19 protein-coding genes, 1 tRNA gene and 5 pseudogenes are annotated in these 26093 nt (G+C 62.1%); 12 read left to right on the top strand and 13 right to left on the bottom strand.

All coding sequences use genetic code 11. The features are described from left to right. Positions 1-90 precede the first annotated feature (90 nt). The 5 genes and pseudogenes from ACQB61_RS08580 to ACQB61_RS08560 all read right to left on the bottom strand — a co-directional run bounded on the left by ACQB61_RS08580 (position 91) and on the right by ACQB61_RS08560 (position 4835). On the bottom strand, positions 91-1263 hold the full coding sequence (locus ACQB61_RS08580) for a hypothetical protein (RefSeq protein WP_430512290.1): 1173 nt from the start codon (positions 1261-1263) through the stop codon (positions 91-93). A 3-nt stretch (positions 1264-1266) separates the two neighbouring features. Next, positions 1267-1497 (bottom strand): hypothetical protein, encoded by a 231-nt coding sequence (locus ACQB61_RS08575; protein WP_430512289.1) that lies wholly within the window; start codon positions 1495-1497, stop codon positions 1267-1269. After that, positions 1452-2471: a hypothetical protein gene (locus tag ACQB61_RS08570; RefSeq protein ID WP_430512288.1), complete on the bottom strand. Its 1020-nt coding sequence runs from the start codon at positions 2469-2471 to the stop codon at positions 1452-1454. The genes ACQB61_RS08575 and ACQB61_RS08570 overlap by 46 nt, the downstream gene beginning before the upstream one ends. Continuing rightward, entirely contained in the window at positions 2384-2896 is a 513-nt protein-coding gene (locus ACQB61_RS08565) for an AMP-binding protein (RefSeq protein ID WP_430512287.1), read from the bottom strand. The genes ACQB61_RS08570 and ACQB61_RS08565 overlap by 88 nt, the downstream gene beginning before the upstream one ends. A 22-nt stretch (positions 2897-2918) precedes the next feature. After that, positions 2919-4835, bottom strand: a pseudogene (locus tag ACQB61_RS08560) (extracellular solute-binding protein). Between the two features lie 426 nt (positions 4836-5261). Here ACQB61_RS08560 and ACQB61_RS08555 point away from each other — a divergent pair. Further along, positions 5262-5726: an invasion associated locus B family protein gene (locus tag ACQB61_RS08555; RefSeq protein ID WP_430512286.1), complete on the top strand. Its 465-nt coding sequence runs from the start codon at positions 5262-5264 to the stop codon at positions 5724-5726. Positions 5727-5835: 109 nt separating this feature from the next. Here the strand turns inward: ACQB61_RS08555 and hspQ are convergent. From hspQ to ACQB61_RS08540, 3 genes and pseudogenes are all read right to left on the bottom strand, one after another. Next, positions 5836-6158: pseudogene (gene hspQ, locus ACQB61_RS08550) on the bottom strand (heat shock protein HspQ). Positions 6159-6261: 103 nt separating this feature from the next. Further along, a pseudogene (locus tag ACQB61_RS08545) lies at positions 6262-7309 on the bottom strand (HpcH/HpaI aldolase/citrate lyase family protein). A 90-nt stretch (positions 7310-7399) separates the two neighbouring features. Continuing rightward, the gene (locus tag ACQB61_RS08540) at positions 7400-8284 is read right to left on the bottom strand and encodes a lysophospholipid acyltransferase family protein (RefSeq protein ID WP_430512285.1); all 885 of its coding nucleotides are present in this window, start codon (positions 8282-8284) and stop codon (positions 7400-7402) included. Between the two features lie 226 nt (positions 8285-8510). Here ACQB61_RS08540 and ACQB61_RS08535 point away from each other — a divergent pair, with 226 nt between their 5' ends. Continuing rightward, positions 8511-9455 (top strand): AEC family transporter, encoded by a 945-nt coding sequence (locus ACQB61_RS08535; protein WP_430512284.1) that lies wholly within the window; start codon positions 8511-8513, stop codon positions 9453-9455. Between the two features lie 12 nt (positions 9456-9467). Here the strand turns inward: ACQB61_RS08535 and ACQB61_RS08530 are convergent. Continuing rightward, a pseudogene (locus ACQB61_RS08530) lies at positions 9468-11338 on the bottom strand (ABC-F family ATP-binding cassette domain-containing protein). A gap of 247 nt (positions 11339-11585) precedes the next feature. On the opposite strand from ACQB61_RS08530, the gene ndk reads away from it, so the two are divergent. Both ndk and ACQB61_RS08520 read left to right on the top strand, forming a co-directional pair. Then, a complete protein-coding gene (gene ndk, locus ACQB61_RS08525) occupies positions 11586-12008 on the top strand; it encodes a nucleoside-diphosphate kinase (RefSeq protein ID WP_094461759.1) in 423 nt (140 codons plus the stop codon). Positions 12009-12209: 201 nt separating this feature from the next. After that, positions 12210-12758 carry a GNAT family N-acetyltransferase gene (locus ACQB61_RS08520; protein ID WP_430512283.1) on the top strand — a complete coding sequence of 183 codons (549 nt, stop codon included), beginning with the start codon at positions 12210-12212 and terminating at the stop codon, positions 12756-12758. Here ACQB61_RS08520 and ACQB61_RS08515 read toward each other — a convergent pair. Further along, positions 12739-13616 (bottom strand): annotated as a pseudogene (locus tag ACQB61_RS08515) (LysR family transcriptional regulator). The gene ACQB61_RS08520 and the pseudogene ACQB61_RS08515 sit on opposite strands and share 20 nt — an antisense overlap. Positions 13617-13788: 172 nt before the next feature. Here ACQB61_RS08515 and ACQB61_RS08510 point away from each other — a divergent pair. After that, complete coding sequence (locus tag ACQB61_RS08510; RefSeq protein WP_430512282.1) at positions 13789-15312, top strand: MFS transporter; 1524 nt, start codon at positions 13789-13791, stop codon at positions 15310-15312. 45 nt (positions 15313-15357) lie between these two features. On the opposite strand, the gene ACQB61_RS08505 is transcribed toward ACQB61_RS08510, so the two are convergent. From ACQB61_RS08505 to ACQB61_RS08495, 3 genes are all read right to left on the bottom strand, one after another. Next, on the bottom strand, positions 15358-16041 hold the full coding sequence (locus ACQB61_RS08505; protein WP_430512281.1) for a hypothetical protein: 684 nt from the start codon (positions 16039-16041) through the stop codon (positions 15358-15360). A 333-nt stretch (positions 16042-16374) separates the two neighbouring features. Next, entirely contained in the window at positions 16375-16728 is a 354-nt protein-coding gene (locus ACQB61_RS08500) for a hypothetical protein (RefSeq protein WP_430512280.1), read from the bottom strand. 362 nt (positions 16729-17090) lie between these two features. Further along, positions 17091-17180, bottom strand: a tRNA-Ser gene (locus ACQB61_RS08495). A gap of 1169 nt (positions 17181-18349) precedes the next feature. Between ACQB61_RS08495 and ACQB61_RS08490 the strand changes: the two genes are divergently transcribed. From ACQB61_RS08490 to ACQB61_RS08460, 7 genes are all read left to right on the top strand, one after another. Further along, positions 18350-19678 carry a septal ring lytic transglycosylase RlpA family protein gene (locus tag ACQB61_RS08490; RefSeq protein ID WP_430512279.1) on the top strand — a complete coding sequence of 443 codons (1329 nt, stop codon included), beginning with the start codon at positions 18350-18352 and terminating at the stop codon, positions 19676-19678. A gap of 26 nt (positions 19679-19704) precedes the next feature. Then, a complete protein-coding gene (locus ACQB61_RS08485) occupies positions 19705-20940 on the top strand; it encodes a D-alanyl-D-alanine carboxypeptidase family protein (protein WP_430512278.1) in 1236 nt (411 codons plus the stop codon). Positions 20941-20978: 38 nt separating this feature from the next. After that, positions 20979-21656 (top strand): dTMP kinase, encoded by a 678-nt coding sequence (gene tmk / locus ACQB61_RS08480; RefSeq protein WP_430512277.1) that lies wholly within the window; start codon positions 20979-20981, stop codon positions 21654-21656. Between the two features lie 138 nt (positions 21657-21794). Further along, the gene (locus ACQB61_RS08475; RefSeq protein WP_430512276.1) at positions 21795-22715 is read left to right on the top strand and encodes a DNA polymerase III subunit delta'; all 921 of its coding nucleotides are present in this window, start codon (positions 21795-21797) and stop codon (positions 22713-22715) included. 97 nt (positions 22716-22812) lie between these two features. Continuing rightward, positions 22813-24369: a methionine--tRNA ligase gene (metG, locus tag ACQB61_RS08470; protein ID WP_430512275.1), complete on the top strand. Its 1557-nt coding sequence runs from the start codon at positions 22813-22815 to the stop codon at positions 24367-24369. 122 nt (positions 24370-24491) lie between these two features. Then, complete coding sequence (locus ACQB61_RS08465) at positions 24492-25280, top strand: TatD family hydrolase (protein ID WP_430512274.1); 789 nt, start codon at positions 24492-24494, stop codon at positions 25278-25280. A gap of 157 nt (positions 25281-25437) precedes the next feature. Then, positions 25438-26088, top strand: coding sequence for an MBL fold metallo-hydrolase (locus ACQB61_RS08460; protein ID WP_430512273.1), 651 nt, complete (start codon positions 25438-25440; stop codon positions 26086-26088). The last annotated feature ends 5 nt before the right edge of the window (positions 26089-26093 follow it).

Below are 26093 nucleotides of genomic sequence, written 5' to 3'. Positions count from 1 at the left end.
CTGCCTCCTGGCTGCTGGCTCTTTTCAGGTCAGGCTAGACAGACTTGTTGAGCCATGCAAGGGCAACCAGGGCGGATATCTGCCGCACACTTACAAAAGGGTTGAGCCGAGAATGGCATTGATACGCCGCTTCAGGCTCGGTCCGGCTTGCTCATGCCTCAGCACCGCCACCGGTCCTCGTCCTTCCACATAGCAGATAAGGTCTTCTTCCCGGCTTGTGGCATCGGCTATCGAGAGAATGGTACCGGAAAGATCACCTGCAAGCTGGGTCACAGGAATACCAGCCGCATCTTCTCCGGGATAAAGGCGGACCTCGTCAAGGAACAGCCCACGCAGGGCAGCTTGATCGGCACTCCGGCGCAGGTAGGCCTGATACAATGGCAGTGGCAGTCCTTCTTCGCCTGCCTGACGCAAAAGCCAGATGCGGCTTTCCGCCAGCAGGCGGTCGGCCAGCCTGCGCCGCTTGCCCATGCGGATGGCGCTGGCGAGCCTTGCAGACAGCATGCCACGCGTCAGGTCGCCTTGCAGGACATCGTTGGCGCCCATCTCGAACAAGGCGGCCACTTCCTTCTGGTCTTCGGCGAAGGCAAGGACCGGGATCTGCGAGAAGCGGGCATCGCGGCGGATGCGCTCGACCAGATCGAGGCTGTCTTCTATAGCGGCCTCGATGATCACCGCGTCGAACGCACGCTGGGAGAGGTAGTTCTCCGCCATGTCGGCGGAAAGGGCACCGATCAGGTCAACATTTCTTGCGCGTGCGTCGAAGAGCTCGATGAAACGGCGGCCCAGACCGGCGACCAGAAGGCTGGAGCCGCCTTGCTGATGCGGTGCGGAGCCATAGCTCGGAACACGCCCAAAGACAGCCCGGCGAATGCGCGCTTCATCACTGCGCAGAATGGCGCGCTGGCGCGCACAAATCATCCGGAAAAGGCTCGACTCGGGGATATCCGCATCAACGAGGCCGTGTGAGCGGCGCAGCGGCAGGCCAACGGCGCTATCTGCGCCGCACAGCAGCAACGCAGGAATCTCAACCTTCAGCTTGCTTTCGGCTCTGGCGAGGCGCGCCAAAGGCGCGAGGGTCTGGTCCAGCCGGACCACCACAGCGGCCGGCAGCTCTTCCAGATCCTCGTCGCTGGCGGTCAGCAGGTCCAGTTCACGCGGCCAGCCGGGAGCACCAGCGCCAAACACAGGTTCAGGGCCAATACGCCAAACGGGCCCCTGCCAGACGAGGGCACTGTCGCCATCTCCGTCAAAGGCCGCCATCTGTCATGCCACCTGCCGGTCCTGACGGTTAAGCCGCGCCGCAAGCCGTTGCCGGTCGACAGTGCCATCTTCCAGTCTCGGGAGCGCCTGCAGCATCAGGACACGTGAAGGCACCTTGGCCAGATCAACGCGTTCCGTATCAAGCCAGGCAAAGAAGGCGCGGGCATCCGGAGCGCATCCGGGGCGCATCACGAGCGCCGCATGCAGCTTTGCGCCCAGGATCGGATCATCCACCAAAAAGCAGCCGCCTCAGTCACCTCGTCATAGGCAGCGTAGATCTGATCAATGCCCTCCAGCGCGCCAGCTCCTGGGGCAAGCTCACCCGGAATGCCGAAACCGGCAAGGCCGCCTTCAACGGGGATCACGGAAACGCCAGTCCGGAGAAAACCGGCCGCATCAGTCAGTGGACCTGGCCCGGCCTTACGCCCGGCCTTCCAGCCTGCGTCGGCCACCATCGGCCCACGGGCCAGCAGTTTGTGCGGGGTGCCGTTCTCTCCGCCTTCGGTCTTGATCTCAAGGACGCCTGCGGAAATATCGGTTCCGGCAGGGGCGCCGAAGCTGCCAAGCGGAATGGGATGGATGCGGGCGGATTTGCCCCGCAGCCTTGCAACCAGCGCGAATTCGTCTGCCACATGCAGATCCACCAGCTGGTGGCGCGGAACGAAGGTGGTGGCCTGCGGCGAGGAAATGCTCCAGCAGGCGACGATGCTGGTGGACTTGCGGCCAAGCCTCACGTCCAGCGCCTCCGCCAGCGGTCCGGGCGTCAGCACATAATCGGCATCCACGGCCTCGGCATGGGCCGCAAGGCGCTGCAGCGAAGTGGGGTGATGCAAGTGCATCGTGCCGCCGGACAGGAGCCATGGCACCATTCCTGCGCCGACACCGGTCATGCCGCTGAAGGCATAAGGCACAACGATGCTTGCCCCATCCGGCAGGCGAGTTTCGAGATAAGGCATGAAGCCGGCGGCAATCCACTGATTGTGGCTGCGGGTCACGGGCATAGGCTCCGCGCCATTGCGCGACCATGTCACCGTTGCCGTATGCTCCGCCGAATTGGGCCGCGACAGCTGCGGGGCGGGCATGTCATCGCCCATCTCCGCCAGAACGGGGCCCAGCTCGATCAGTCCGTCCGGAATGTCCTTGCCGAGACCGAAGACGAAACGCAGGCTGAACAACTCCGCCGCCACATCGCGGGCGGCATGGCCCACCTGCCTCGTCTCCAGCCTGTCAGCCGCCACGAGGCCCTTGGCCCCGAGGCTGTTGAGTGCTTCGAGGACGTCCTTTGCCGCCAGTGCAGGGGCAGGGGCGAAACAATCAGCCCGGCCCTGAGTGCGGCCAGGAAGGCAATGACCGTATCAACGGTATTCGGCGCCTGAATCCCGATCACATGGTCGGTGGACAGGCCAACGGCGGCGTAGAAGGCGGCGAGTTTCTGGATCTCGCGCTCAGCCTCGGCGTAGGTCAGCTGGCGGGCTTCACCGCCGGTCCAAGAGGAGCGGTCGGGCGCATCCACAAGGGCGAGGCGGTCCGGATTGGCGGCAGCTGTCTTGCGGAAGATCTCGTCGAGCGTCACACGGCCCCAGAATGCGCTGAGGCGGTTGCGTTCGATGGAATCTGCAGGCGTTGTAATCATGGTCCTGGTCCCTTGCCGGGTCTCAGTTGGCGCCTTCGGTTTTCCACCACGTCGTGGTTTCGAAACCGTAAATAGGATCTACCTGAGGTGACGTGATTCTGGTCCAATGTCCAAGCCATTCCGCAGGTGGATGGAACAAGGGCACGGCATAACGGCCTGAAATCAGGACACGGTCGAGCGCCCGGACCGCTGAAACGAAGTCTTCCTTGCTGCGTGATGCCACCATGGCGGCAATCATCGCATCAATCGCCGGCTCCTTTGCACCGGTGATGTTGAAAGAGCCGGGAGTGTCTGCCGCGGCCATGGACCAGCGCCCCATCTGCTCACCTCCGGGGGAGAGACGAACTCCACATGTGGAACACCATGTCGAAGTCGAACTTGATACGGCGGTCCTCGAACTGGGAGGGGTCTACCGTGCGCACCGTTGCCTTGATGCCGATCATGTCCAGGGTGCGGGCGTAGGCGAGGGCGACCTTCTCTTCGTCCTCGTTCTTGGTCATGATCTCAAAACTGACCGGCTGGCCGTCAGGAGCTTTGAGGATACGCCCGTCGAGAGTGTAACCGGCGTCCTTCAGCACGGCCATGGCATCGCGCAGAACGGCGCGGTCGCGTCCCGACCCGTCAGTCTGTGCCGGCACCCAGGCGCCTGCAATCACATCGGGGTCGACAACGCCGGGGAAGGGGGCCAGAAGCTCCTTTTCCCGTTCGCTGGCCGGGCGGCCGACGGAAGACAGCTCCGACTTGTCCCAGTAACCGGCGGTACGCTCATAAAGCCCCGCGTAGAGATTGCGGTTGATCCACTCGAAGTCGAACAGCATCGACAGTGCCTTGCGCATGCGCTTGTCGGCAAAGACCGGGCGCCGCGTGTTGAAGGCAAGGCCCTGGATCACGGGCGGAATGCCCTTGACGATTTCCTTGCGTACCACCTTGCCTTCCTTCGCCGCAGGGAAATCGAAGCCATTGGCCCAGCGGGAAGGATTGTTGAAGGGCAGCAAGTCAATCAGCCCCTTGCGGAAGGCTTCCTGCAAGGTGGTCTCATCGCGGTAATATTCGATGCGGATCTCGTCGAAATTATCCATGCCGCGCTTGGAGGGAAGATCCTTGCCCCAATAGTCCGGATTGCGCCGGTACACGGCACGCCGTCCCGGCACGATCTCGGCAAATACATAGGGCCCGGTGCCAAGCGGCGGCTTCAGGCTGGACTTGTCGAATGTTGCCGGATCGGTCGCGGCCTTCGAGAACATCGGTGCCAGCGCAATCAGCAAAGGCAGCTCGCGATTCTCGTTGTTCTTGAAAGTGAAGCGAACCGTTCTTTCACCCGTGACTTCACTTTTTTCGATCTCAGCATACCAGTTGCGGAAGGGAGGGCGGCCCTTCTCGCGCATGATGTCCAGCGAGAAGATCACATCCTCAACGGTGAAGGGGCTGCCGTCAGAGAAGCGGGCATTCGGGTTCAGGCGGAACTCGATCCAGGACCGGTCATCGGGCATGCGAACGGCTTCGGCGAGGTGGCCGTAGAGCGAAAAAGCTTCGGCATTGGAACGCACCATCAGGCTTTCGATGATGTTTTCGCCGAACTGGCGCTCCTTCATGCCGCGCGCGCTGGTGAAGCCTCCTGGACGACAAAGGAGTTCAGGCTGTCAAACGTGCCCTGCACGCCCAGCGTCAACGTACCGCCCTTGGGGGCGTCGGGATTCGCGTAAGGAAAATGTGTGTAGTCTGCAGGCAGGGCCGGATCACCATGCATTGCGATTCCATGGACCCAGGCGACAGGGTTTTCCTCACCCGCAGAAGCTGTTCCCGGGGCCTGAGCGCGGCAATCCTGCGTGAAGGTCAAACCACCCGCCGCCAGCACAAAGACCGGAAGAGCCAGCGCAAACCGGCGGAAAGCCGCCCAGCCTCCGGTCTTTCCAGAAACAGTTTTCAGGGAAAAAGCCATTGTGTGATGTATGTCCGTCTTGATTCTGTCGCCCGAATGGTAACACACCAGTAGCGACCCGCGCATTCGTGCCCGGAGACGCTGGAAATCCGCTCACGATGCGGTTAAACATGGGCCCGCGCAGGTGAAGGGTCACCCTGTTGCCGCAATCTTCCGGCATCGGGGCTGGTGATGTCGGCCAGCGTGGCGGCGGCTGTTCCGCTGGACGCGCGGGGCCGTGGGGAACGCAAGGCCCGGACGAGCGAACGCACAATCGAGGATGTTTCGAATGAAGAGTTTTCTGATGAGGGGGATGGCGGGCTGTGCGGTCGCTGCGCTTGCCATGCTTGGTGGCGCGGCCGCCGTTTCGGCGCAGCAGGCCGAGCCTGAGTCCCCTGGGTCAAGGTGTGCAATACCGATCCGAGCGTGAACAAGGAAATTTGCCTTGTGACGCAGGAACTGCGGACTGCCACGGGCCAGTTCCTGTCGTCGGTTGCGATTCGCGAAATCAGCGGCGAAGCACGCAAGACCCTGCTTATCGCCGTGCCGACCGGTATGCTGATCCAGCCGGGCATGCGCGTGCAGATCGATGCAGGCAAGCAGACGGAAGCCAAGTACGGCATCTGCTTCCCGAATGCATGCTATTCGGAACTCGTCATTGATGAAGCCTTCGTCGCGCAGCTGAAGAAGGGCTCCAAGCTCGTCATCACGGCGCTGAACCAGCAGGCAAAGCCGGTTCCGCTGGAACTGACCCTTGCTGGTTTCACCAAGATCTATGACGGTCCCGCGATGGATGTGGGCGAGATCCAGAAGAAGCAGGAACAGCTTCAGAGCGAGCTGCAGCGCCGTGCTGACGAAGCCCGCCAGAAGCTGATCGACAAGCAGAAGGAAGAGACCCAGTCGGGCAACTGATTGGCTGACCTTCAGCTTGCAGAAAATCAAAACGCCGCGCGGGAAACCGGGCGGCGTTTTCGTTTAGGCCTTGCAGATGGTTCGATCGAGCCGTGCAGTACCGGCTGTTTCAGTGAAGGCCGGTCGAACGCGGCAGATAGGACCCATCGTCCTGCTCTTCGAAGATCTCCTCGATCTGCGGATGGCGCACCGGTTCGCCTGTGTTGTCCGGCACAAGGTTCTGCTCGGACACATAGGCGACATATTCGGTTTCCTCGTTTTCCGCGAGGAGATGATAGAAGGGCTGATCGCGGCTCGGGCGGACGTCCTCAGGAATGGCGTTCCACCACTCCTCGGTGTTGGAGAAGGTCGGATCCACGTCGAAGATCACCCCCGGAAGGGGTAGACCTTGTGCCGGACGACCTGCCCGATCTTGAATTTTGCCGTACGCATGACTGTCACCGTGGCTTGAACCGGCGCAGACTGCCCATGGTGTGGAGGGGCACAATGCGGCGTCAGCGCGCGGTGAAGACTTCCCCTTATAATAGGGAACCGTCTAGAGTCCGTAAACCTCTGCAAACTTGGTGTCTCGCGCCGCAACAAGGCGCGCTAGGTCAACAATCACCTTGGCCTGCTTCCAGGTGGCATCATCCTGCATCTTGCCGTCAATCATCACGGCGCCGCTGCCGTCCGGCATGGCGTCCAGAATACGCCGTGCAAAGGCGACTTCTGCCGGGTCCGGGCTGAACACGGATTTGGCGATGTCCACTTGCGAGGGATGTAGTGACCAGGCACCAAGGCACCCCATCAGGAAGGCATTGCGGAACTGCGCCTCACAGGCCGCCGGATCGGAAAAGTCGCCAAAGGGGCCATAGAATGCCTTGAGACCGGCGGACATGCAGGCATCGACCATGCGGGCAACCGTATAGTGCCAAGGGTCCTGCTGCATTCTGGCGCGGGGAGCGCCACTGCCGTCCTCATCCGCGAGCACCGCATATCCGGGATGGCCGCCGCCGACACGGGTCGTCTTCATGCCACGAGAGGCGGCAAGGTCGGCCGGTCCGAGGCTCATGCCATGCATGCGCGGGGAGGCGGTGGCGATGGCTTCCACATTTTTCACGCCCTCGGCCGTTTCCAGAATGGCGTGAATGAGGATTGGTCTCGTCAGTCCTGCACGGGCCTCCAGCTGTGCCAGCAGCTGGTCAAGGTAGTGGATGTCCCAGGGCCCTTCGACCTTCGGCAGCATCACCACGTCGAGCTTGTGGCCCACTGCCGGAATGATCTCCAGCATGTCATCCAGAAACCAGGGGCTGTTGAGACAGTTGACGCGTGTCCACAGGCCTGTGTTGCCGAATTCATTGGCCTTGGCCATTTCGATGAAGCCGTGCCGGGCAGCCGTCTTTGCATCGGCAGGGATGGCGTCTTCCAGATTGCCGAGGATCACATCCACCTGCGGGATGAGATCCGGGATCTTGGCGCGAGATCTTTTCCAGATGCGGCGGCACGAAGTGGATCATGCGCTCCAGCCGGACCGGCAGGTCCCGGAAGGGCGCCGGCGCGCCAATGGCAAGCGGGGCATAAAAGGCGCGTGGTGTCTTCGTCATGCTGCGGCTCCTCCGGTCCTCAAGACCCACAGCTATAGCACCATGGTGCGGAGCAGCAATTCACCGAAAGACGGAGGTGCAAGCTGCGGATCAGTCCGCCCACTTGCGGTGGATCCACATCCATTGCTCCGGCACTTCGCGGATCCAGGTCTCGAACTGAGCATGGATGGCGGCGGTCGTCGCCAGAATATCGGCCTCTTTATCACCATCTGACGCCGGATCAATGCAGATGCCTTCAATGCGGAAACGGGCACCTTCCAGCCGCACAACGCGGCCAATGACAATCGGCACGCCGCAGGCGCGGGCGAGGGTGGCGGGCACCGGTGTTGCATAGGCCTCGCGGCCGAAGAAGGGTACCTTCACCCCGCGCCGCTCGCGCAGGTCTGCCATCAGGGCAAACACGCCGCCGGACCGCAGGATGGACAGCAGCTTGCGCGCCGTCTGATGCCCCTTGGAATAGAGCCCGAGCGGATAAAGTGTCCCGCGCAGGCTGCGCAGCAAAGCGTCGGAATAGGGGTTTTTCAGCGCTTGATAGACGCCGGCCATCGGCAGGCCGCGCTGATAGGCTGGCGTGACACAAAGCTCCCAGCAGGCCGAATGCATCGACACGAAGACGCAAGGGCCAGCGCCATTGAGAATGGCATCGGTGCGCGCGTCTACCCGCAGTTCGAAACGGCTTTCATCGCGGATCATCCGGTCGATCTGGAAGGTCTCGGCGGTCACCCGCCCCAGGTTGTCCCACATGCCGTCAATGATCCGGTGGCGGTCTGCGGCCGGCAGTTCCGGCATGGCCAGTTCCAGATGCTTCAAAGCGCGCTTGTGGCGCTTGTTCAGCGGGGCAAGCTTGCGCCACAGAAAGCCCATGGCTGCTGATGCCCGGTCCACTGGCACAAGGCGGAACAGGAACACGACCGCCGCCAGAATGGCCCATTCAGCCTTCAATGCGAGAGTGCGGAGCGGGGAGCGCGGGGTCATGGGCAGAGGTCGGATCCGGGTCATGGCCGGCAGGGCATGCACAGATGGCACATGTGTCCGGCTGGCGCGTCACATAGCCAGAGGGTTCATTGACCGTCTGGCGCGAACAGGTTAGGCGTGGATTACCCAAGCCACATGCCGGTTGCAAGCGGCAGATCCTCTGTCACTGCGCATTCCTCACCCTGTCCTGGCCCCCAAGTCTTGGTCAAAGGTTCCGGATCCTGCCATGCAAGATGTCATCGCGCTCGCCTTTCCCTTCTTTGGCCTGATTTTCCTGGGCTTCGGAGCGGGCAAGTTCAGCAAGATTCCGCCGTCCGGCATGGCGTGGATGAATTTCTTCATCATCTATATCGCATTGCCCGCCCTGTTCTTCCGCCTCCTGTCGGAGACGCCGGTGGAGCAGCTGACCGACCTCAGCTATGTGGCCGCGACCACCTTCGTCACCTACACGGTCTTTGCCATCTGTTTCTGCATCGGCGTGCTGGCGACAAAGGGCAGCATCCCCGAATCCACCATCATGGCCATCGGGGGCTCCTATTCCAACGTGGGCTACATGGGGCCGGGCCTGACTATGGCTGTGCTGGGGCCAGCGGCAACCGTGCCGACTGCTTTCGTCCTGTGCTTCGACAACACGCTGATGTTCATTCTGGCGCCGCTGATGATGGCCATGGCCGGAACGGAGAAGGAGCATCTGTCCCAGACCATGAAGAAGGTGGCGGTGCGCGTCTTCACCCATCCCTTCATTCTGGCGACAATTGCAGGCGTCGGCGCGGCCTTCATTGGCTTCAAGCCGCCTCAGGGACTGGACACCATGCTGAAGTTCCTCAGCGGAGCGGCTGCTCCCTGCGCTCTTTTTGCCATGGGCGTGACCGTGGCGCAGCGCCCGATTGAGAAGGTGCCGCTGGAACTGCCGGTCATTCTGGCGGTAAAACTGATCCTGCACCCGGTTCTGGTCTACCTGATGCTCACATGGGTCGGCGGCTTTGATCCGGTCTGGATTGCCACGGCCGTCCTCATGGCCTGCCTGCCTCCGGCAACGAATGTCTTTGTCATCGCACAGCAGTATCAGGTCTACGTCAACCGGGCCTCAAGCCTCGTGATGATAGGCACCATGGCATCCGTTGTTACGGTAACGGCCATCATCTGGGCCATCCAGCACGGGTGGCTGTAAGGGGAGGACCGCTCACCCCTCTTCCAGCTCCGCTGAGAGCAGCAGCCATTCTTCTTCCGTGGTGACGAGCTTCTTTTCGATATAGGCCCGTTCCTTGGCGAATTTCGCCGCCCGTTCGGGATCGCGGGTGAAGAAGTCCGGTTCGGACATGGTGGCATCCAGCATGACGATCTTGTCGGCAAGACGCGCCATTTCCTTTTCTGCCGCCTCGATCTTTTTTCGCAAGGGAGCCTCGCGGGCGCGCCGTTCGGCAGCTTCACGCCGCTTGTCCGTAGCCGAGGCCGCCTTGGCCTCATCCTCGCGCGCCTTCTTCACCGCATCCGGGCCTTGCAGGATGTAGCGGCGGTAGTCTTCCATGTCGCCGTCGAAGGTGCTCACCTTGCCATCGGCCACCAGCCACAGCCGGTCGGCGCAGGCTTCCACCAGATGCCGGTCGTGCGAGATCAGCACCACCGCGCCCTGAAACTCGTTTAGCGCCTGAACCAGCGCCTCGCGGCTGTCGATGTCGAGATGGTTCGTCGGCTCGTCAAGGATGATCAGGTTCGGCCCGTCGAAGGTGGCAAGACCGAGCAGCAGGCGCGCCTTTTCACCGCCCGAGAGATCCTTCGCCGGCGTTTCCATGCGGTCGGTCGGTAGGCCAAAACGGGCAACACGGGCGCGCACCTGCGCTTCGGCGGCCTGTGGCATGAGGGTGCGCACGTGCTGCACAGCACTCTCGTTCGGGCGCAGTTCGTCAAGCTGGTGCTGGGCGAAGAAAGCAATCTTCAGCTTGGTTGCGCTGGTTACCTCGCCTGACAGCGCCTCAAGTCGGCCGGAAATGAGCTTGGCAAACGTGGACTTGCCGTTGCCGTTGGAGCCGAGCAGCGCGATACGGTCATCCGTATCCACATTCAGCGTCAGCCGGGACAAGACAGGTTTACCGTCGTAGCCCACCGACACGTTTTCAAGCTTCAGGATCGGCGGCGACAGGCGGCCCTGCGGGTCCGGGAAATGGATCGGCCGGGCGCTTTCCTCTGTCAGCGCCACGATGGGTTCCATCTTCTCCAGCATCTTCAGGCGGGACTGGGCCTGCCTGGCCTTGGTGGCCTTGGCACGGAACCGGTCGACGAAGGCCTGCATGTGCTTGCGCTGTGCGTCCTGCTTTTCCTTGGCCTTTTGCTGCAGCATCATGGTTTCGCGGCGCTGCCGGTCGAAACTGTCATATCCGCCGCGGTAGAAGGTCAGCTTCCCCGGTCCAGATGCACGATGGAATCAACCGCCTTGTTGAGAAGGTCGCGGTCATGCGAGATCAGCAGCACCTGATGGGGGTAGCGTGCTACATAGCTTTCCAGCCAAAGCGTGCCTTCCAGATCGAGATAGTTGGTCGGCTCGTCCAGAAGCAGCAGATCAGGCTCGGAGAAGAGCACAGCCGCCAGTGCCACACGCATCCGCCAGCCGCCGGAAAAGGCCGAGCAAGGCCGCTTCTGTGCTTCTGCATCAAAGCCAAGGCCATGCAGAATGGCGGAGGCCCGCGCCTCTGCCGTGTGGGCAGAGATATCGGCAAGCCGGGTGTGGATGGCGGCGATCCGGTCCGGGTCCTTCGCAGTTTCCGCCTCAGCCATAAGGGCAGCGCGCTCTGTGTCCGCTGCCAGCACCACTTCGATCAGGCTTTCCTCCGTGCCTGGCGCTTCCTGTGCCACCTGGCCGATACGGGCAAGCCGGGGCACACTGACGGAGCCGCCTTCGCTGGTCAGATCACCGGTGATCAGCTTGAACAGGGTGGATTTGCCCGCGCCGTTACGGCCCACGAGGCCGGTCTTGCTGCGGGCGGGCAGGGTGACGCTGGCATTGTCGATGAGGAGACGTCCGCCGATGCGATAGGTGAGGTCTGAAATCTGCAACATGGGCGGATCTTTGGGCGAGCTTGGCCCGCATTGCAAGAGGGCAACGTGCGGCCAGCGTCTTTGCGCAAGGGGCCCATGTCTTTCGCGCCGCCCCTTGCGGGGCGCGCGAGGCAAAGCTATAGGAACGGCCAAGTTTCCGCGCCCGTCAGTTGATGGGGCGCAGCGCAACGCGGCCGCTCCCAAAGGGCGGCCTTCACACACTTCACCGCCGCATGCGCGGCACCCGTATTTTTAAAGGATGAGACCAATGGCCATCGAACGCACCTTCTCCATGATTAAGCCGGACGCCACCAAGCGCAACCTGACCGGTGCCATCACCGCCAAGCTCGAAGAAGCCGGCCTGCGCGTCGTCGCTTCCAAGCGCGTGTGGATGAGCCAGCGTCAGGCTGAAGCTTTCTACGCCGTCCACAAGGACCGTCCGTTCTTCGGCGAACTGACCGAGTTCATGTCCTCCGGCCCGACCATCGTTCAGGTTCTGGAAGGCGAGAACGCCATTGCCAAGAACCGTGAAGTCATGGGCGCCACCAACCCGGCCAACGCTGACGAAGGCACCATCCGCAAGCTCTTCGCCCTGTCCATCGGCGAAAACTCGGTGCACGGCTCCGACGCTCCGGAAACCGCTGCTGAAGAAATCGCCTTCTGGTTCGCCGGTCACGAAATCGTCGGCTGATCTGCCTGACATTTCCGGAAAATGCGGAAAGGCCAGCCTTGCAAAGGGCTGGCCTTTTTGCTTTTCCAGAGGGGTTTATACATGCGCTGGCGGCTTTTTTATCATTGAATTTCAGGCGCAAAGCACCACCTGCGGAGCGGTGCAGCCGCACCCCGGCCAGGTGCCAGATGCACCGGACAGACGTTTGACCATGGAGTTCTCATGCAGCCGATTGAAACGGCCCGGTTGATCATCCGTAACTTCCGCCGCAGCGATGGAGAGGAGCTCTATGCCTATCTGCGCGAGCCTGTGGCGAGCTGTTTCCTGTCTATGCGGCTTGAGAGCCTTGAGGCAGCCGAAGCGGAAGCCGAAAAGCGCGGCTCGGATGATGAGTATCTCGCGGTGACCCTGAAGGAGACTGGCATACTGATCGGCGATGTTTTCGCCATGCAGGAAGAGGACAGCTGGTCCGTAGGCTGGAACTTCAACCCGGCTTACGGCGGCGCAGGTTATGCGCTGGAGGCGGCACGGGCGCTCTTCACCCATCTCTTCACCACCTGCAAGGCCCGGCGGGTCTATGCCTATGTGGAAGACCACAACAAGGCCTCGCAGCGCCTGTGCGAAAAGCTGGGCATGCGCAAGGAAGGCCTGTTTGTGGAATACATCAGCTTCCGCAATGATGCTGCGGGCGATCCGGTCTACGAGAACACGTTCCAGTTCGCCCTGCTGCGCAAGGAATGGGAAGCAGGTATCACGCTGCCGGAAGGCTGATCTGCCTGTTGCTGTTGCGGCGGTGTTCGCTGAAAACCGCCGTGATCGCGCGCAGGGTTTCGCGGGTCTTAGCGTCGGTCAGCGATGAGTGCAGCACGATAGACTGCGAGGGGATCGGCGGCAGTTTCAGGGCCTCGCTCACTTCCACCATGTCAGCCGTCGCCAGGCGGCACGGGAAGGCTGCCACGGCGAGCCCCGCCGAAAGCGCCGCAATGACGGCGGTGGTGCCGCCGACAAAGACCTCCACCCAGGGAATGCCCGCCCCATTGAGCAGATGCACCGCCACTTCGCGGACCGTGCAGACCGAGGGATGACTGGCAATCCGCAGCGGCTCGCCTGCATGATGCTCGAAGGCTGGCGAGGCAAACCAGCCGAAATGCTCGGGCCCCAGCACCTCTCCGTCACGGCGGCCATCATCGCTGCGGGCGATCACCGCATCCAGCGCTCCATCTTCAAAAGATTCGATCAGCACACGGGAGTTGTCGACGATCACCTCCACCGTCAGGCAGGGGTCGAGCGACTTGAGCCGGGCCAGCAGCGCAGGCACTTCGGGGCCCATGACATGGGCGGCGATGCCGAGGCGGAAGCGGCGGCGCTCTGCCGTAAGGGCCGTAAGCGCCCGCTCATGGGCCGCCAGAAACTCCCTTGCGGGCGGTAAAAGGTCTCCCCCTGCGCCGACAGGCGCACCTGCCGGGGCGTGCGCTCGATCAGCTTCTTGCCGAGCCGCTCCTCCAGCCGCTTCAGCTTCACGCTGATTGCCCCTTGCGTGGAGCCGAGCGCCACCGCCGCACGGGTGAAACTCTGAAGATCGGCGATCATCACGAAGGCCCGCACGGCTTCGACATCAAGCGCGCTCATCTATCCAATTCCGTTATCTCTGATATATCCGGCCATATGATTGATAAATGATCATAGCTCCTGCATTCCTGCAAGTGAACCTTACCGCCGCGCACAGTGGATCAGCCGGGCAGCATACGCTGCCAGCGGCAACGAACCGGCCTGCGCGGCATCCAAACTGCAGGGTCAGAAAATGAAATCACCCGATTCAACCAGAAACAGCTTCGCGCTTGCCGCCGTATGTCTTTCGGCGCTCATGCTGGGACTGGAGATCACCAGCATTCCGTCCATTCTTCCAACGCTGGAACATGTTCTTCCTGCGGATTTCCGCCAGCTGCAATGGATCATGAATGGCTACACCATTGCCATGTGCGCTGTTCTGATGGCCATGGGCGCTCTGGGAGACCGGTTCGGCCGCAAGCGCATCTTCATCGCCGGTGTCGCCGTCTTCGGCGCAGCCTCGCTCATCTGCGGACTTGCCACGAACGCCCCGCTGCTCATTGCCGCCCGGTTCCTGCAAGGTGTCGCTGCTGCCGCCATGCTTGCCTGCCAGGTGGCGGTGCTGTCTCACCAGTTCCGGGACGGGGCAGGACGGGGCAGGGCCTTTGGCTGGTGGGGCATCATCTTCGGGATCGGCCTCGGCTTCGGCCCCATTGCCGGGGGCGGCATCATCACGCTGGCCAGCTGGGAATGGGTATTTCTCATCCATGTGGTGCTCGCAGCGCTCACCGTGCTGTTTGCCCTCAAGGGCGTTGAGGAATCACGCGATCCCCACGCGGTGCAGATTGATCTTGGCGGCATGATCACCCTGTCGCTGGCGGTGCTCGGCATCGTCTATCTGATCACACAGGGACAGACACCGGGGCTCGACAACCTTGCGGGGCTTGCGATCCTGTTGGCCTGTCTCATTTGCCTTGGCCTGTTCGTCCTGATCGAAACGCGCATCGCCCGGCCGATGTTCGACTTTGCCGCCTTGCGGATCCGCAGCTTCTCCGGTGCGCTGCTCGGCTCCTGCGGCATGAATTTCAGCTTCTGGCCTTTCGTCATCTATCTGCCGATCTACCTTCAGGCCGTGTTGGACTATGACGCCATCAGCGCCGGACTGACCGTGCTTGCCTATACCGTGCCGACGATCCTGGTGCCGCCGCTGGCCGAAAGGCTGCTGCTGCGCCGTGGCCCTGGCATGGTCATCCCCCTTGGGCTTTTCCTGACCGGCGCCGGTTTCCTGCTGCTGCATCTGGCTGTTGTCAGCGGGCATGCCAGCTGGCTGACCCTGCTGCCCGGCTGCGCCGTTTCGGGGATCGGCCTTGGCTTCACCAACACACCCGTCACCAACACCGCAACGGCTGCCGTTCCACCGGAGCGGGCAGGCATGGCTTCGGGCATGGACATGAGCGCAAGGTTCATTTCACTCGCCGTCAACATCGCGGTCATGGGCCTGATCCTGTGGAGCGGCGTTCACACCCATCTGGTGGATGCCTTCACCGGCACGCCCGCTGGCGGCGTTCCAGCCGGTCTCGCTGACGCCGTGTCCGCCGGAAATCTTGCCGCCGCCAGCGATCACGGCATTAGCCTCGCAGAAGCGCGCAATGCTCTGACGCAAGGCACCGGCTGGGTCACGCTCTATGGCACCATCGCCGCCTGGTGCTTCTCAGGCCTCTCACTCCTCACCTTCGCCAGCCGCAAGGCAATTCCGGCAGATGCGTGCACGCGCTGAATTTAACGAAAAAGCCGCTGGCGGATTTCCGCCGGCGGCTGTCCATCACGCCGCGGCGTTGACGGCTGCGGGAATGGCTTGATTGATCATGGTGAAAAGCTGCTCCGACACACGTTCGTATTCGGCCTGTTCCGCGCCCTCGAATCCCATGTCATTCCATGAGCCCATGCCGCCAAAAACCCAGGCATGCTGGCAGGCTTCGAGAATGCGCATTGATGCGTCCGGCAGCAGGCCTTCTGGGGCAAGATCCTGATGATAGCCCTTGCGCATGCCTTCATCGAGGCTTTCAAGCGCCCGCTCGAAACAGCCCGTAAAGCCTGAGCAATAGTCATGGCGTGACGAGAAGGCGTGGATATCCGTCAGGCTTTGGCGCAAGCGGGCAAGAATGTCTTCCAGATTCGGCTGGGGCAGGGTGGCGCTGACACCAGAGGCCACACAGCCATAGCTGACGCCCCAGATCCGGTTGTCCGGCGCATCCCGGTTCTCCACTTGCCAGCGCGACAGCCAGAACTCGCTGCGCCCATCCTCCATCATAACCTCCATGCACCAGCTGCCACCGCCACCGACAAAGCCGGCGGACATGCGGTCAGAGATGCCCGGATCATTGCGCGGGGTATGACTGAGCCGGATCGTCCGTGCTCCGCGTTCGCGCAAGACCGCGAACCACTCATCCGGTGAGGCAGCTACCGGCCGCGCCCAGTGCCCGCCGGAGCCATTTGGCTCCAGCATGACGAAATCAATCTGAGAGCAAAAGGTGCAGGTGGAGTTGCCCGGAAAAAACAGCTCCGCCGCCTTCCCGGTCAATGCGCGCCGCCCATGACAGGTGAGCGCGATGATTTGTGCCAATGGTCCGTTCATGTGGGAAATATGGAAAGAGGAGTTGGGCGGAAAAAGGGCTTGGACTGACCTGGAGAACCGTGGCTGAGCTCAGCCCCCAGCTCTGCTGAATCAGCTTTGTGCCAGCGCTCTTGGAGTTTCTTTGAACCAGCGTTGCGGACAACTATCTGCCAGCGGCAAGATGACTGCGTGTGCACTTGCGATACTTGTCGATTACCATGGGCCTTAAATGCCCATTGCAGATTTTGTCGCGAAGGCAACAATGATCAGAGCCGCAATCGCGAGGCCGAGCATGACAGGCTTGGGCAAAGATGGTGTGGCCGAGGTTGCCGTGGTGTGACGCATTAGAACGAGTGAGACTGCGGCCAAGGTGACGCCGAGGCCAGTCCCAATCCATTCCAACGTCGCCAGCAACGCCGACATTGGATTGGGCGGCACGGGAAAAATACGTCCAAGATCGAGCAGGTAGACGCCGACGAAGGCAAAACCCGACAGTGCGGCCCAGCCGTATCCTCTGCCCGCTTTGGCAATGGTATAGGCGAGTATAAGGCTACCCAGACCAAGCACCGTCAAAAACACATTGAATGCGCCAAGGACAATTGAGGGATACGCGCTGAAATCTCGCGTCTCTACGAATCCCCAGGAACCATAAGCGCCAAATTCAGGGCCGATGCGATCAAGATCAGGGCAGTGACGATGCGGGATGCCGGCATTGGACCAATCCTCAGGTGACCTGGAAATCTGTGCTGCCCGACTCTGTTCTCGCTTGGCGCGTGTCTATGTCCGTCAGAACCCGTTGTGCCCGCATTCTGCCTGCGTCTGTGCCCACATTTGTTCGGGCGGGTCGTCGATTGCGGCGGACAATCACGCACAATAAAGCCGCCAGACACGGTGGCTTGCAAGGGGAATTGGGCGTCGGCGGATGATTGCGGATAAGGCGATGGCGGAAGAGGTGGGATTCGAACCCACGGTAGGCTCTCACCTACGCCGGTTTTCAAGACCGGTGCCTTAAACCACTCGGCCACTCTTCCGTTCTGCAAACCGTTTCGGGGCTTTGGGGGGAATGTCAAGCGGGGCAGTGTGAATTTGTGAGGGTTGCTGGAAACTTGCAGGGAAACGTGCCTGAAAACCTCCTAGAGGCACTAGCTGAAAGCGCTTGGGGGCGGGGCGGGCGGCACCTTGGGGCTCATCTCCGGAACAGCAGGACTGACGCGGAAAGGCGGAATCTGATTAGCCGTATCCTCCTACGGTTATCCCGGGCGGAGCGCAGACCCAGGAACCGCTCGCTTGCAGGGCGGCTCTTGTGATGTGTGGCGGCTACGGCACATTCCCAAAGATGTCCTTGCGGGAAACTTTGCAGAATTCGGCCTCTCTCTGGAAATGAGCAGGCCCCGGATCTCCGCTGCGCTCCGTCCGGGGCGACGCTGCGGCGAGGGGCCCCTTACGCAAAGAACGGCCGCCACAGCGCCGCGCATACAATACATTGTCAGGAAGAATTGCCCGCCATTACCCCCGTAGGGGCCGCTGACCCGGCGTGTCGTGGGCAGGGGTGCAGGATCAGCGGCCGTTGCCGGGAGGGCCCCAGCCTGCGCAGGGCGGGGCGGCCCGTTGCAGTGACATCACCTTAGGCGGTGCCAGGGCGGCTGTTTGTGATGGTGATCACAAAGTGATGCAATGGAGGTCTAGCTGAGGAAATGATCTGACTGGGGTGGCCGTCTGGTGTGTCCCATGCTGGCAGAGCAGTGGCGGACGGGCATCCGCGTGGCGGCCTTGCTCGAGAAAGGCACGTGAGGGCGGCCGCGTGTGGCAACGCAGCAGCTGCTGCACTGGATTCGGGCAAGGCGGGTATCCTGTTTCCCGGTATGGTAAATTGTTTCTAGCCGGAGCTTTGCCGGGAGTTTCCTCGTAAACGGCGGAAAACCGGCTGTTTTGAAATATGCGGTGTACCGCAAGCGGTTTGCGGACTGCTGCGGCGGTTTGGGACTTGGCGAAGCGGTAAGGATCAGGTAACCACTATGCGATTAACTGCGGCTGTTGCATTTCTGCGGGGGCGGAATGCACTTGCGCGCAAGGGGCCTAACGGTCAGTTTGCGCAACCGCGAGACAGCGCCGGGAAACCGGCATTATGGAGCGCGTGTGCTGGGGCCGCCAGACGCGTTGTGAGTGGGACGGCAGGATGCAAGGTTTGGGGAAACGCCCGATGGCTGCAATGGCTGAAGAGGCTGTGTGCGCCAGCAAGGACGCTCAGGAGGCAGGCGGTGTGAAACTCCGCAAGCCCGCCCTGAAACTGATGATCGCACTCTCCGCAGCGCTTGCACTGGCAGCCTGCGAGAGCGCGCCCAACAAGCGCTCGTCTGAGTATTTTCCGGAATCAAAATACGGCGTGAAGGCCAGCCCCCGTGTTGTGGCCGATGGCAAGCCGGTGCCCAAGGGCGGTGGCCGCGCCATCGTCGGCAAGCCCTACAAGGTGGCCGGGCGCTGGTATTATCCCAAAGAAGTGCCGGGCTACACGAAGGTCGGGTTTGCTTCCTGGTACGGCGAAGCCTTCCATGGCCGCAAGACCGCCAATGGCGAGATCTATGACCGTCACTCGCTGACGGCTGCTCACACCACAATGCCGCTGCCGTCTTATGCGCGCGTGACCAACGTGGAGAACGGCCGTTCGATGATCGTGCGTGTCAATGACCGTGGCCCATTCCACGGTAACCGCGAGATCGATCTGTCGCAGCGCGTTGCCAAGATGCTGGGTACCAAGCAGTCTGGTATCGGCAAGGTGAAGGTGGAATACATCGGTCCGGCCCGCATGGACGGCAAGGACGAAGAATTCCTGCTGGCCAGCTATGACGGACCGGGTGCAGTGACGCCGGGCGGCACGATGCCGGGCACCATGCTGGCAGAAGCCCCTGCGGCTGCACCGGCAGCCCCTGCCGCCAATGTCATGGTTGCCTCTGCCGAGCCGCTGGCTCAGGGAGCAGGCAGTATGAATTACGTGCCAAGCTTTGCGCCCCGTCCGCGTCCTTTGACGCTGCCGCAGCCGGTGACGGTGGCCTCCACCTCAGGCACAACCCATCCGCAGCTTGATCCGTCCTACATGGTCGCGTTCGATCCGGCTGTTGCCTACGAGAGCTCGGCGCAGATCATGGTTGCCTCGGCAAGTCCGGCAGTGCAGGCCACGGCGGCATCGGCCGCTGCGTCGGAAGCACAGGCCATCCTGGCCCCGGCAGCAGTCACCGGTACAGAGGTTCCGGCTGCAACTCCTGCCGTGCAGACGCTTGGGTCGCAGCCGCAGACCCTCGGCACCATCCGCGTGCCGTCGTCATCTCCGGCAAGCGCGTCGCCTGCGGCCTATCAGGACCCTGCAGCGGCCCAGCCGCAGCTGATCTGGCAGCCGGGTCTGAAAGCACCCCGCAACCTGCTGCGCGGCGGCGCCGTGTCGTCCTATGCTGCAAACGACCGGATCAACGAAGTCTTCGGCGCCTTCGAGACTTTCGAGGGCAGTGCGACACCCCTTCAGAAGCTGAGCCGCTGATCTGGCGGTCAGCTCGGGCTGAATTCTTGCGGGTTTCCGCCAGGTGGGACATGGGCGGGCAGGGTGATACGGCCGCTTGGCCGCTGCAGACTAGGTTCAGAAGCTTCAGCCTTGCGGCCCTCTCCGCAGGGCTTCTGCTTTTGGGGCAACTGGTGCATGGCACGGCCCGTGCGCAAGACGTTCTGGCAACAAAAGCCGCAACCGCCATCCTTGTCGATTTCTCCAGCGATACGCTGCTTTACGCAAAGTTGCCTGATCAGCCTTTCGAGCCGGGCTCTCTCGCAAAGGTGATGACCGCTGCCGTCGTCTTCGATGCGCTGACAGCGTCGGAGATCACACCCGATACGCTTTTTACGGTTAGCGAGCACGCCTGGAGGACAGGCGGTGCGCCTTCACGCGGGGCGACGATGTTTGCCGCTGTGAAGTCGCAGATCTCCGTCCAGGATCTGTTGCAGGGGCTCATTGTTCACAACGCCAATGACGCGGCCATCGTGTTGGCCGAAGGGCTTGCGGGCAGTGAAGAGGCTTTTGCGCAGCGCATGAACGCTCTTGCCCAGAAGCTGGGTATGAAGAACACGCAGTTCGCCAACCCGACGGGTTATCAGGCGCAAGGTGCCAAGGTGACAGCCCGGGACCTGAGCCTTTTGGCAAGCTATATCCTGAGCACGCACAAGGACCGGTATGGACTGTTCAGTCAGCCGGAGTTCACCTGGAACAATATCTTCCAGCGCGCGAAGAACCCGTTTCTGGGTAATGTCACCGGGCTGGACGGGCTCGGTGCAGGGCAGAGCGATGGGGACGGCTTCAGCGGTCTTGTGTCGGTGGAACGCGACGGACGGCGGGTGATTGCCGCCCTTTCCGGCCTTCCCACGGACAAGGCGCGGCTTGCATCGCTGAAGGACCTTGTTGAGGGCGCCTGGGATGCCTTTACTGTCAACCGCCTGTTTGATGCGGGCGGGCAGGTGGCCAGTGCCCGCGTGTTCGGCGGCACTATCAACGAAGTGCCTTTGCTGGCTGAGCACGACGTTGATGTTCTGCTTCCCAATGGCGGCACGATGAACTACCGCCTGAGAGCCGTTTATGACGGGCCGCTGATCGCACCGGTGGAGAAGGGCGCTGTGGTTGGAGAGATCAGGGTGCTGGGACCTGACGATACGGTCGTCTACCGCGCCCCGCTTCTGACCGGCGATGACGTCCGTGAAGGAACCTTGAGCCAGCGGGCAATGAATGGTGTGCGCCAGTTGCTGTTTGGCTGGTTGTGATGCAGCGCCCTGCGGGGCGGATGAGTTGGAGAGTTTCGTTGGCGCTGGGGCGGTTTATCACATTTGAAGGCGGCGAAGGGGCAGGCAAGTCCACCCAGATCCGCCGCCTGCGCGACCGCTTGCAGCAACGGGGGCTGGGCGTCACGCTGACGCGTGAGCCGGGTGGCTCGCCGGGGGCGGAGATGATCCGCGAAGTCCTTCTGTCCGGCGCTGCGCGCAAGCTGGGGCCGCGCGGTGAAGCCATGCTGTTCGCCGCCGCCCGTGCCGACCATGTGGATGTGACCATCCGCCCGGCACTGGAGCGCGGGGAATGGGTGCTGTGCGACCGGTATGCCGATTCCACGCGGGTCTATCAGGGTGAAGCGGGCGTGGAGCCGCAGGTGCTGGATGTGCTGGAAGTGACGGCCACAAATGGCCTGAGACCCGACCTTACCGTCCTGATCGACGTTCCGGCGGCCATCGGCCTGAAGCGCGTGGACACGAGGGCACAGAATGCCACCGGCAACAGCCCGGACCGGTTCGAGACCGATGCCATGGAAACCCATGAGCGGCGGCGTCAGTTGTTTCTGGAGCTGGCGGATGCTGAACCGGATCGCATTGTGGTCATAGATGGCGAGCAGGATGCCAGTGGCGTGGAAGAGGCCATCTGGCAGGCGGTTTCTGCCCGTTTCGGCCTGAAGAACAAGGATGATGCAGGGCCTGGCCATGGCGCGTAGTGCGGAAATCGAGGCAACGCCGGAGGTTGATGCCATTGAGGGCGTGCCTTTGCCGCGTGAGCAATTTGCGCTGGTGGGGCAGGAGGCTGCCGAGCGCGAACTGATCGAGGCCTACCGCTCACCACGCTTTCATCACGCTTGGCTCGTGGGCGGGCAAAGGGCATTGGAAAAGCGACGCTCGCTTTCCGTTTTGCGCGTTTTGCGCTCGCCCATCCCGACCGGTTTTCTGCGGAAGTTGCCGCCGCAACGAGCCTGGCGGTGCCGGAAGGGCATCTCGTCAGCCGCCAGATTGCGGCAGGCGCCAGCCCGAATGTGCTGCATCTGCGCAGGCCCTACAACGAGAAGACCAAACGCTTCAAGACGGATCTGCCGGTCGACGAAGTGCGCCGCACCGTGTCCTTCTTTGGCACCACGGCATCAGGGCAGGGGCTGCGGATCTGCATCGTCGATGCGGCGGATGACATGAACGCCAGTTCCGCCAACGCGCTTCTGAAGATCCTTGAGGAGCCGCCCGCCAATTCGCTGTTTTTCGTGCTGTCGCATGCGCCGGGACGGCTGTTGCCGACCATCCGTTCGCGCTGCCGCAGGCTTGATCTGCATCCGCTGGATGAGCGCGCCATGACACAGGCACTCACCGGCATGGGAAGCGCTGCTGATCCCGCCGCCATGGCGGATGTGACGCGCTTTGCGGGCGGGAGCCTGCGCTCTGCCTTGCTGCTGCTGGCGGGCGAGGGGCTGGCGGTGACGCAGGGCTTTCACAATCTGGCTGCCCGCCTGCCACGCATTGATCCCGTGGCGTTGCACGCCTTTGCCGATCTTGTTTCCGCACGCGGCGAGACCGACAACTGGGAAGCCTTTCTGTCGGTCACCCGCGACTGGCTTCACGCCCAGCTGCGCGGATCGGATGCCACAGATGCCTCACGGCTTGTCAGGTGGGCCGAGGTATGGGAAAAGATGGGCCGCGCGGCGGCTGATGCCGAGGCGCTCAATCTCGACAAGAAACAGGTGGTCATCGACGTGTTCCGCTCCCTCTCCGAGGCCATGCGAATGCCTGCATGACGCCTTGCCGCCCGCAAGGCACTGCTGATGACCGGACACCTGTCCGGCCGTTTCTTCCGTTTTTTGCCAGTTCCCGCCCGAAAGCATCCGAAGCGTCATGACCGACAAGCCCCGCTACTACATCACCACGGCCATTTCCTATCCCAATGGTGTGCCGCACATTGGCCATGCCTATGAGGCGATTGCCACCGATGCGATGGCCCGTTTCCAGCGGCTGGATGGCAAGGATGTGTTCTTTCTGACGGGTACGGACGAACACGGCCAGAAGATGCTGCAGACCGCGCGCAAGGAAGGCATCACTGCGCAGGAACTGGCGGACCGCAACTCTGCAAGATTCCGCGCGATGGTGGAGGCTCTTGGCTGCACCAACAACGACTTCATCCGCACCAGTGAGGAGCGCCACCACAAGGCGAGCCAGGAGATCTGGAAGCGGATGGCTGCGAATGGCGACATCTACAAGGACAGCTATTCCGGCTGGTATTCCGTGCGCGACGAAGCCTTCTATCAGGAAGGCGAGACAGAAGTACGCCCTGATGGCGTGCGCTACGGCCCGCAGGGCACGCCGGTGGAGTGGGTTGAGGAGGAAAGCTATTTCTTCCGCCTGTCTGCCTATCAGGACAAGCTGCTGGCCCATTACGAGGCCAATCCCGACTTCATCGGCCCGTCCGAGCGCCGCAACGAGATCGTCAGCTTCGTCAGCCGCGGCCTGAAGGATCTCTCTGTTTCCCGCACGACCTTCGACTGGGGCATCCCGGTGCCGGGCGACGAGCGGCACGTGATGTATGTGTGGGTGGATGCGCTCACCAACTACATCACCGGCGCAGGCTTCCCGGACGAGGGCGACGCACGCTGGTCCTACTGGCCGGCGGACGCCCATATCATCGGCAAGGACATCATCCGGTTCCACGCAGTGTACTGGCCTGCCTTCCTGATGTCGGCCGGTATCCCGCTGCCCAAGCGCGTCTATGCTCATGGCTTCCTGTTCAACCGCGGGGAAAAGATGTCGAAGTCGGTCGGCAACGTCATCGATCCCTTCAGCCTGATCGAGCATTACGGTCTCGACCAGACACGCTACTTCTTCCTGCGCGAGGTGCCCTTCGGACAGGATGGCAACTACAGCCACGAGGCGATCGTCAACCGCATCAACGCCGATCTTGCCAACGACCTTGGCAATCTGGCGTCGCGCTCGCTGTCGATGATCTCCAAGAACTGCGGTGGCAAGCTTCCGCAGCCCGGCACGCTTAACCCGGCAGACCAGGCCATTCTGGCGCAGGCGGACGCGATGCTGGACACCTGCCGCGCCGCATTCGGCAAGCAGGAAATCCACGCTGGCCTTGCCTGCATCTGGGCCTGCGTGGCCGAGGCCAACCGCTACTTTGCGTCGCAAGAGCCCTGGGCGCTGAAGAAGACCGATCCGGAGCGCATGAACACGGTGCTTTACGTCACCGCCGAAGTGATCCGCCAGATCGCCATTCTGGCCCAGCCTGTGACTCCAGCAGCGGCGGCCAAGCTGCTTGACAACCTGTCGGTTCCAGCCAGCGCCCGCAGCTTTGCAACGCTTGGCGCAGGCGGCCGGCTGGCCGCAGGGGTGGAGATTCCGAAGCCCGAACCGGCATTCCCGCGCTACGTCGAGCCGGAACAGGCTGACGCATAAGCTGCTAAATCAGGAGAGGGCGGGAAATGCCCCGCTCTTTCAAGGTATTACGAGGTTGATCCACAGGGGAGGGCACTGGTTCTCCACATGGATTTCCCGCATGTTATCCACAAGGTCTCCCCATGCTTGTCGACAGCCATTGCCATCTCGATTTCCCGGACTTCGAAGCCGAACGGGATGAAGTGATCGCACGCGCCCATGCGGCTGGCGTGAAGCTGATGGTCACGATCTCCACCCGGGTGCGGAAGTTCCCGCAGGTGCTGGCCATCGCGGAAGCCTATGACAGCGTTTACTGCTCGGTCGGCACCCATCCGCACAACGCCCACGAGGAACTGGATGTGACAGCGGATGAGCTTGTGACGCTCGCGCAGCATCCGAAAGTCGTTGCCATTGGCGAAGCCGGGCTCGATTATTTCTATGATAAGGCGCCACGCGCCTCGCAGGCTCAGGGGCTTCGAACCCATATCGACGCTGCCCGGCGGACGCAGCTGCCGCTTGTCATTCATTCCCGCGATGCGGATGAGGACATGATGGCGATCCTCACCGAGGAAATGGGAAAGGGGGCCTTTCCGGCTCTTCTGCACTGTTTCTCCTCCGGTCCGGAGCTGGCCCGGCGTGGGGTGGAGCTTGGGCTTTATGTGTCCTTCTCCGGCATTCTGACCTTCAAGCGCTCGGAAGAAATCCGCGAAATTGCCGCCAGCGTGCCGCGCGACCGGCTGCTTGTGGAGACCGATGCGCCTTATCTCGCCCCGCAGCCCAAACGCGGGAAGCGCAACGAGCCGGCCTATACCGCCTTCACAGCTCAAACCCTTGCTGAAGTGCATGGCGTCAGCGCTGAAGAAATGGCCCGGCAGACCACGGAGAATTTCTTCCGCCTCTTCTCCAAGGCGAAACGGCCGGGGGCAGAATGAGCGCAGTGCTTGAGATCACCATCCTCGGCTGCGGATCATCGGGGGCGTTCCGCGCCTTGGTGACGACTGGGGCACCTGTGATCCGGCTGAGCCGCGCAACCGCCGGAGCCGCTGCGCCCTGCTTGTCCGCCAGAAAGGTGAGGGCGGTGAAACAACGGTGCTGATCGATACCGGTCCGGACATGCGCTCCCAGCTGCTGGATGCCGGCGTGGGGTATCTGGATGCCGTGCTTTACACCCATGCCCATGCGGACCACCTGCATGGTATCGATGACCTGAGGATGCTGGCCCTGCGCAACCGCATGAAGGTGCCGGTCTATATGGACGAGCCCACCTCTGCGCGGGCTCATGCTGCATTCGGCTACTGTTTCGAGACGCCTCCCGGCTCCTCCTATCCGCCGATCCTTGATGAGCGGCGGCTGATCGAGGGCGTTGAAACCGTGATCACCGGGGCAGGCGGGCCAATCCGCTTCCAGCCCATCCGGGTCCATCATGGTGAGATCGACTCTCTCGCGTTTCGCTTTCAGGATGTTGTCTATCTTCCTGATGTGTCAGAGATTCCCGAGAGCGAGGTCATACGTTTCGCCGGCTTGCGGCTGTTCATCATCGATGCCTTGCGCCGCACACCGCACCCAAGTCATTTCTCGTTGAATGATGCATTGCACTGGATTGCCAGCCTGAAGCCAGCACAGGCTATCCTCACCAACATGCACAACGACATGGACTACGCCACGCTCTGCGAAGAGCTTCCGCCGCACGTGGACCCTGCCCATGACGGTATGGTGATCAGGCTTTCGGGCGGGGAGTAGCGCCC

The sequence above is a fragment of the Pannonibacter phragmitetus genome (genome assembly GCF_050510895.1).
Lineage (GTDB): Bacteria > Pseudomonadota > Alphaproteobacteria > Rhizobiales > Stappiaceae > Pannonibacter > Pannonibacter phragmitetus_B.
Note: the sequence above shows the minus strand (reverse complement) of the source record. Positions and strands in the feature narration are given on the sequence as shown.

What these genes read in the sequence shown, in the direction of transcription:
- ACQB61_RS08580 (WP_430512290.1), bottom strand. Translation starts at nt 1,263, where the DNA reads ATGGCGGCCTTTGACGGAGATGGCGACAGTGCCCTCGTCTGGCAGGGG.
- ACQB61_RS08565 (WP_430512287.1), bottom strand. Translation starts at nt 2,896, where the DNA reads ATGATTACAACGCCTGCAGATTCCATCGAACGCAACCGCCTCAGCGCA.
- ACQB61_RS08540 (WP_430512285.1), bottom strand. Translation starts at nt 8,284, where the DNA reads ATGACCCCGCGCTCCCCGCTCCGCACTCTCGCATTGAAGGCTGAATGG.
- ACQB61_RS08535 (WP_430512284.1), top strand. Translation starts at nt 8,511, where the DNA reads ATGCAAGATGTCATCGCGCTCGCCTTTCCCTTCTTTGGCCTGATTTTC.
- ndk (WP_094461759.1), top strand. Translation starts at nt 11,586, where the DNA reads ATGGCCATCGAACGCACCTTCTCCATGATTAAGCCGGACGCCACCAAG.
- ACQB61_RS08520 (WP_430512283.1), top strand. Translation starts at nt 12,210, where the DNA reads ATGCAGCCGATTGAAACGGCCCGGTTGATCATCCGTAACTTCCGCCGC.
- ACQB61_RS08510 (WP_430512282.1), top strand. Translation starts at nt 13,789, where the DNA reads ATGAAATCACCCGATTCAACCAGAAACAGCTTCGCGCTTGCCGCCGTA.
- ACQB61_RS08505 (WP_430512281.1), bottom strand. Translation starts at nt 16,041, where the DNA reads ATGCTGGAGCCAAATGGCTCCGGCGGGCACTGGGCGCGGCCGGTAGCT.
- ACQB61_RS08490 (WP_430512279.1), top strand. Translation starts at nt 18,350, where the DNA reads ATGGCTGCAATGGCTGAAGAGGCTGTGTGCGCCAGCAAGGACGCTCAG.
- metG (WP_430512275.1), top strand. Translation starts at nt 22,813, where the DNA reads ATGACCGACAAGCCCCGCTACTACATCACCACGGCCATTTCCTATCCC.
- ACQB61_RS08465 (WP_430512274.1), top strand. Translation starts at nt 24,492, where the DNA reads ATGCTTGTCGACAGCCATTGCCATCTCGATTTCCCGGACTTCGAAGCC.